Below are 6,760 nucleotides of genomic sequence, written 5' to 3'. Positions count from 1 at the left end.
GCCCCCGTCGCGCCACTGCGGGAGTCGTTGGTGCAGGACTCGCATGTGGTGCGGGTGAGCGCGGCGGACGAGACCGCGCTACGGGCCCTCGCCGGCGCCTACGCCGAAAGGTTCGAGACGGCACGCGACGACTGGGAGACCGCCGACCTCTGCCACACCGCCAACACCGGCCGCTCCCCGCTGGAGTTCCAGACCGCGGTGTACGGACACACAGCCGCCGAACTCGCCGCCGCGCTGCGCTCCGTCGCCGCCGGCGGTGTTCCGGTGGCTCGCGTCGACATCGACCTGACCGCCGAAGAGGCGGCGGGCCGTTCCGGGGCGACCCGGTCGACGCCCACGCCCGCGCCCGCCGACGTCGTGGACTGGGTCAGGGCCGGGTACGCGCACATCGACTGGGCCTCGCTCTCCGCGAAGGGCGCCCGCGTCACGGACCTCCCCACCTATCCGTTCGCGCGAGGGTCGTACTGGCACACCACCGACCGCGCGGTCGTGCCGGGTTCGGCAGCGGCGGGCGGCCAGGCGGTACGCGTCGAGTGGCGCGCCCGAGAACTGGCGCCCGCGCTCGTGGCCGCCCCGGCCACGGTGCGCCTCGTCGCCGCCGACCCCGAGATCGGGCGGGCGCTCACGACTGCCCTCCGGGACCGGAGCGTGACCGTCGTCGAGCCCGGCCGAGAGGCGGACGCGACCATCGTCGTCGACGCCCCGGACAGCCGGAGGAGCCAGGGCGGCCCCACCGGCGAACTCAGTGGCTTCTGGGAAGATTTGGGCAACACGATCAAGACGCTGCCCGCGTACGGGAAGCTGCTCTGGGCCGGATTCCACGACGTGGCCGTGCAGCCCGGCGAGCGCGGCGACCTGTCACCCGAGCGGGCCGCCATGGCCATGGCCGTACGGGCCGCCGGGGCCGAGAACCGAAAGCCCACCGCGGTGGTCCATCTGGACCCGGCCGACCCGGCCGAGGCGCACGCCGTCCGCCTGGCGGCCGAGTACGCCGCCTTGAGCGCCGGCCCGGCGGCCGGGGCCGACGCCGGCACGGTGGCCGCCGCCTACCGGCGAGGCGTCAGGTACACCCCGGAACCGGTGCCCACACCGGCCGGCCCGCCGTACGCCCTGCCGGCCTCCGGGTACTACCTGGTCACCGGAGGACTGGGTGCCGTAGGGCTGCGCCTGACCGAGCGGCTCGTCGACCGGGGAGCCAAGCGCATCGGCATCATCGGCCGGTCGGTCGTCGATGCCGAAAGCTCCGCCCCCCTGCGGGAGCTGGCGCGGCGCGCCGAGGTCGAGTACCTGGCCTGCGACGTCTCCGACCCGGCGGCGCTCGCCGCTGTGGCCGGGCAGTTCGGCCGGCGCTGGGGCCGGCTGGTCGGCATCGTGCACTCCTCCGGCGGGGTCAACCCGTTCGGGGCGATGCACCGCCGGACATGGGATGACGCCGAGAAGGTGCTCGCCCCCAAGGTCGCCGGCTCGCTGAACGTCGTACGGCTGGCCAAGGAACAGGGCGCCGACTTCACCGTCCTGGTGTCCTCGATCGCCGGCACGCAGGCGCTGGCCGGCCGGGGCCTGGTCGACTACAGCCTCGCCAACGCCTACCAACTGGCCCTCGCCGAGCGGGAGAACGACGCCGTCACCACGGTCACCGCACACGCGTGGCCCAACTGGACGGGCATCGGCATGAAGGCGGACGCGTCCTTCTCCGCCGCGTACTCGCTCAGCGCCGAGCAGGCACTGGACGCCTTCTTCGACCACCTGCGCTCGGGTGGCGCCGTGATCTTCCCGGGAAGCGCTCCCGCCACCCCGCCGGAGGCCGCCGAGTCCGTGCCGGCGGCGCGGGCCGAGTCCGCCGAGTCCGTGCCGGCGGCGCGGGCCGAGGCCGGCGCGTCGACGGTGGCGCGGGTCGCACCACATGTCCCCGCAGCGCGCACCGGGCAGGACGTCACGGGGATGCGCGCACGGGTCCGGGACGCCTTCGTCCAGGTGCTCGGGGAGGACCCGGGAGACCGTCCGCTCCAGAGGCTCGGGCTGGACTCCCTGGTGATCGCCGAGCTGACCACGGCCCTTGAGCAGCGCAGTGATCTGACCGTCGATCCGTCGCTGCTGATGCGGGCGCGCACGGCCGACGAGATCGCGGCCGACCTCGCCGCCCATGCGGCGCCGGTCTCCCACCGTCCCCCCACCCCCGACCACGAGGACGTGCCCACCTCCGCGCTGAGCGCCTTGCTGCGTCCCCTGCTCGAGCACGACGGACAGCGGGGGCCGGGGCAGGCATGACCGGAGAGTCGAACGAAAGGACTGCTGTGAGCGAGCTCGACACCCGCATCGCCGTGATCGGCCTTGCGGTACGGCTCCCGGGCGCCGAGGACGTCGTCGACCTGACGGCACTGCTGGGCCGCGACGGGGTCGAGGTCGGCGAGGTCCCGCCGAGCCGGTGGGCCCGCGAGCTGTACCGGGGCGAGGGGCCCCACCAGGGCACGCACCACCGCGGCGGCTTCCTGGTGGACCCGTTCTCCTTCGACCACGAGGCGTTCGGCATGACCGCCGAGGACGCCGTACTCCTCGACCCCCAGCAGCGAGTGATGCTGGAGGTCGGCGCGCGGGCCCTGGAGGACTCCGGCTACCTGGGCGTGCGCCGGCGGCTCGACGCCGGCGTGTTCGTCGCCGCACGCATGAACGCGTACGGATTCGACCAGGGCCGCGGCACGGTTCCGCCCGGCCCGGGTGGCCCCGTCGGCATACCCGGACCGGCCGCCCTGTGGGGGCGGTCACAGAACTTCATGGCGGCCTGGCTGTCCGACCGCTTCGACCTGGCGGGCCCGAGCCTGGTGGTCGACACCGCCTGCTCGTCCTCGCTGTCGGCGGTCTGGCTCGCCTGCCAGAGCCTCGCGGCCGGAACCTCCGAGCTCGCCCTGGTCGGCGCGGTCGACCTGCTGATCGACCCGCTGACGTTCGTCCTCCTTTCCCGCACGGGGGCGCTCTCCCCGGACGGGCTGTGCCACACCTTCGACAGCAGGGCCAACGGCTATGTGCCCGGGGAGGGAGCCGCCGCTCTGGTGCTGAAGCCGATGCCGGCGGCGCTGGCCGACGGCGACGTGATCCTCGGAGCCATCAGCGGGGTCGCCGTCAACAACGACGGCCGCACCATGGGTGTCACCACGCCGAACCTGGAAGCCCAGATCGACCTGCTGGGCAAGGTGTACAGGACCATCGACCCGGCGACCGTCCAGTACGTCGAGGCGCACGGCACCGGCACCGCCATCGGCGACCCGATCGAGGTGCGCGCGCTCACCGAGGTGTTCGCCGGGCACGGCGTCGCCCGGAACTCCGTCGCGCTCGGTTCGATCAAGCGCCGGATCGGCCATCTGCACTCGGCGTCGGGACTCGCGGGACTCGCGAAGATCATCGTCGCGATGCGCGAGGGTACCGTCCCGGCCGTGGCCGTGGAGTCCCCCAACCCGCGCCTCAACCTCGCGGACAGTCCTTTCCACCTGCCCGGCACACGCCAGCCCTGGCCGGACGCTCCGGTGCGCCGGGCCGCGGTGAGCGGATTCGGCTTCGGCGGCACCAACGCCCATGTGGTGGCCGAGGCCGCCCCCCGCACGGACAGCACCCTCGCCGGGTCGACAGCGCTCGACGGCCGGCCCGTGCCGGTCCATGTGCTGCCGCTGTCCGCCGACAGCCCGTACGCGCTGCGGGAACTGGTCGCCCAGTGGCTGGAGTTCCTGCCGACCCTGACGGACGGGCCCGGCGAGCTCGGCGACGTCTGCGCCACGGCCCGCCTGGCCCGGCCGCACCGAACCGAGCGGCTGGCCGTCGTCGGGGCGAACGCGGACCAACTGGCCACCGCACTGCGCACATGGCTCCTGCGGGCCGGTGCACAGGAGGCCGGTGGCGCCGACGGTCCCCGCACCGCCGTGTCCGTACGTCCCGAGGCGACCGCCGTCCCGCCCGCGTGGCTGACCGCCCTCGACCGCTCCGCACCGGCCGTTCACGAGGTCCTCGGCCTGTTCGAAGCGGCCACCGGTGCCCGACTGGACACGTTCTCCGGCGAGTTGCTCCGGATCGCCTCCGGGGTCGCTCTCGCGATCGCGCTGCGCGACCTGGGACTGCCCGAAGGCGCGGTGGACCTGCCCACGGGGTGGGAGGCGGTCGGGGACTTCGTACGTGGACGCGTCCCGCTGGAGCAGGCGCTGGCCGACGTCCTGCGGAGCGACAACGAACTCGTGCGCGACGCACAGGACCCCGCGACCGACGGCCACGACGTCGGCACACGGCTGGCCGAAGCCCGCGACGAGCGGGAGGTCGCCGTGGTGCTCGCGGCGATCGCCGCCGAGCTCTTCCAGGAGGGGCAGGACATCGACTGGGCGGCGTTCCAGCAGGCCACAGGCGTGTCGTGGAGCAAGCGCCTGTTGCCCTCCGCCCAACTGCGCGGCCGCGCCCTGAACCTGGCCGAGCCTCTGCGCTCGGCCGAACCCGGGACGCCCGCGGAGCTGGTGGCGGACGAGGGGACGGCCGGATACACGTTCTCCCGTGTGTTCGGCCCGGCCGAGGCGCCCATCGCCCAGCACGCGGTGTATCGCACGCTCATGCTCCCGGGCGTGGCGTGGTTCGACTTCCTGCGCGAAGGTGCCGCACTGCGCGGCGAACTCTTCCACGGGGCCCGGGACATCCTCTTCCATCGCCCGCTCATCCCGTCCGGCGCCCACCGGGTCACCGGCCGGGTGGACGCGGAGAACCGGTTCAGGGTGGAGGACCCCGAGAGCGGGGAACTCTTCGTCACCGGCCGGCTCGCCACCGGGCGCCCGCCCGAGCCGCCGCTTCCGGTTCCCCTGGCGTCTCTGCTGGCCGACTGCGCCGGCTCCGCCGTGCACGCGGGCTCGGGCCTCTACCGGTGGTTGCGGCGGATCGGATACCACCACGGCCGCTACTACCGGAACATCTCCTGGGTGGCGAGCCTGCCGGACGGCGGCACCCTCGCCCGTATCGAGGGCGCCCGGCAGCGGGAGATGAACCCGCCGGGCGTGCAGCTGTTCCCCGGGCTGCTGGACAGCGTGACGGTCGCGGCGATCGACCCGGCCAACCCCGTGTTCGGCGCGGCGGACGCGTCCGCGTTCATCCCGCTCTCGGTGGGCCGACTGGACGTCCTCGGACCGCTGGACGACGCCGCCTACGTGCGGACGGAGATCGCCTTCTGGAACGACGAAGCCTGCCGGGTCACCCAGACAGTGACCGATGCGGCGGGGACACCGCTCCTGGTCTTCGGCGACATGGCGTCCAAGCGGGTTCCCATGCAGGCGTTCAGCGCGGGGGAGACGCCTGCTCCGGTCGCGCCGGTTGCGGCGGTCGTGCCGCCCGCGCCTGTCGCGGCGCTTCCGTCGGAGCCGACGTCGCTCACGCCGGCACCACCACGTTCCGCTGCCCCGGCGGCGCCCGCCGCCTCGCGGTCCGCGCGGGCGCTCACCTGGTTCCTGGCGTTGACGGGCACCTCGGAGGAGCACATCGACACGGAGTTCCTGTCCGCCGGGTTCGACTCGGTGGGCCTGGTGACGCTGAGCGAGCGCATCTCTCAGGAGCACGGCCTGTCCCTCTACCCGACGGTCTTCTTCGAGTACCCGACCCCCCGGCAGTTCGCCGACTTTCTGGTGGAGGAGGCACCGCAGCTCGTCGACATGCTGGCGGCCCCGGCCGCCCAGGTGTCGGAGGCCGGCCCGGCATCCGAGGTCGCCCCGGCATCCGAGGCGGCTCCGACTGTCGCGGAAGTGCCCGCACCGGTGGCGCGGGCGACCGTCACGCCACGAAAGTCCGAGGCCGAACTCCCGGCCGAGCCCCCAGCGGCCGCTCCGGCATCACGGCCGCGCGACATCGCCGTCGTGGGCGCAGCGGTCAAGCTGCCCACCGCGGGCAACCTGACCGCCTTCGCCGAGCTGCTCGCCGAAGGCCGGGACACGATCGGCCCGCTGCCCGAAGGGCGTTGGGACAAGGCGACCGGACCGGTCCCTTACGCCTCGTTCCTCGACAGTGTGGACGAGTTCGACCCGGCGCCCTTCCGGATCTCGGCCCGCGAAGCCCCCCTGATCGATCCGCAGGCGCGGATCGTGTACGAGACGATCTGGGAGGCCCTGGAGGACGGAGGCCGGATCGGCAGACGGGCCGACGGCGCCACCACCGGTCTGTGGATCGCGTACAGCCACGACCACTACCACGAGGAGAGGGTGCGCCACGGCGTACCCGACGGGCGTGGCCTCGGGCTCGAGGCGATGATCGCGAACCGGCTGTCCTTCCTGATGGACTGGCACGGCCCGAGCGGACTGGTCAACACCCTCTGCTCGTCGTCTCTGGTCGCCATCCACTCGGCACTCCAGCACCTGCGCACCGGTGACATCGACACGGCCGTCATCGGGGCCGTGCACGCCGGCATCAGCCCGGAGTACTTCCGGTCGATGGGGGACCTGATGGCTCTGTCGCCCCGGCACCGCAGCCGTGCGTTCGACCACACCGCGGACGGATTCGTCCCGGGAGAGGGAGCCGTGGCCGTGGTGTTGCGGCGGTACGACGACGCCCGACGGGACGGTGACCGGATCCGGGGTGTCATCAAGGGAGCCGCCGTCAATCACGGCGGACGCACCACCCGCTACTCCGCACCCAGCCCGCGAGCCCAAGCGGCCGTCATTTCTGCGGCGTTGGGTGATGCGGGGGTGTCGGTGGAGTCGATCGGGTTGGTGGAGGCTCATGGGACGGGGACGTCTTTGGGTGATCCGATCGAGGT

Annotated in this window: 2 protein-coding genes; both read left to right on the top strand. The window is 73.4% G+C overall.

Going from position 1 to position 6,760, the window contains the following annotated elements; translation table 11 throughout:
- Positions 1 to 2,268 (top strand): SDR family oxidoreductase (locus ACIQMR_RS37985; RefSeq protein WP_401397656.1); only part of this gene is annotated, 2,268 nt, incomplete at its 5' end.
- Between the two features lie 26 nt (positions 2,269 to 2,294).
- On the top strand, positions 2,295 to 6,760 hold a 4,466-nt coding region (locus tag ACIQMR_RS37980), incomplete at its 3' end, for a beta-ketoacyl synthase N-terminal-like domain-containing protein (protein WP_401397653.1).

The sequence above is a fragment of the Streptomyces sp. NPDC091376 genome (genome assembly GCF_044757085.1).
Classification (GTDB): domain Bacteria; phylum Actinomycetota; class Actinomycetes; order Streptomycetales; family Streptomycetaceae; genus Streptomyces; species Streptomyces pratisoli.
Note: the sequence above shows the minus strand (reverse complement) of the source record. Positions and strands in the feature narration are given on the sequence as shown.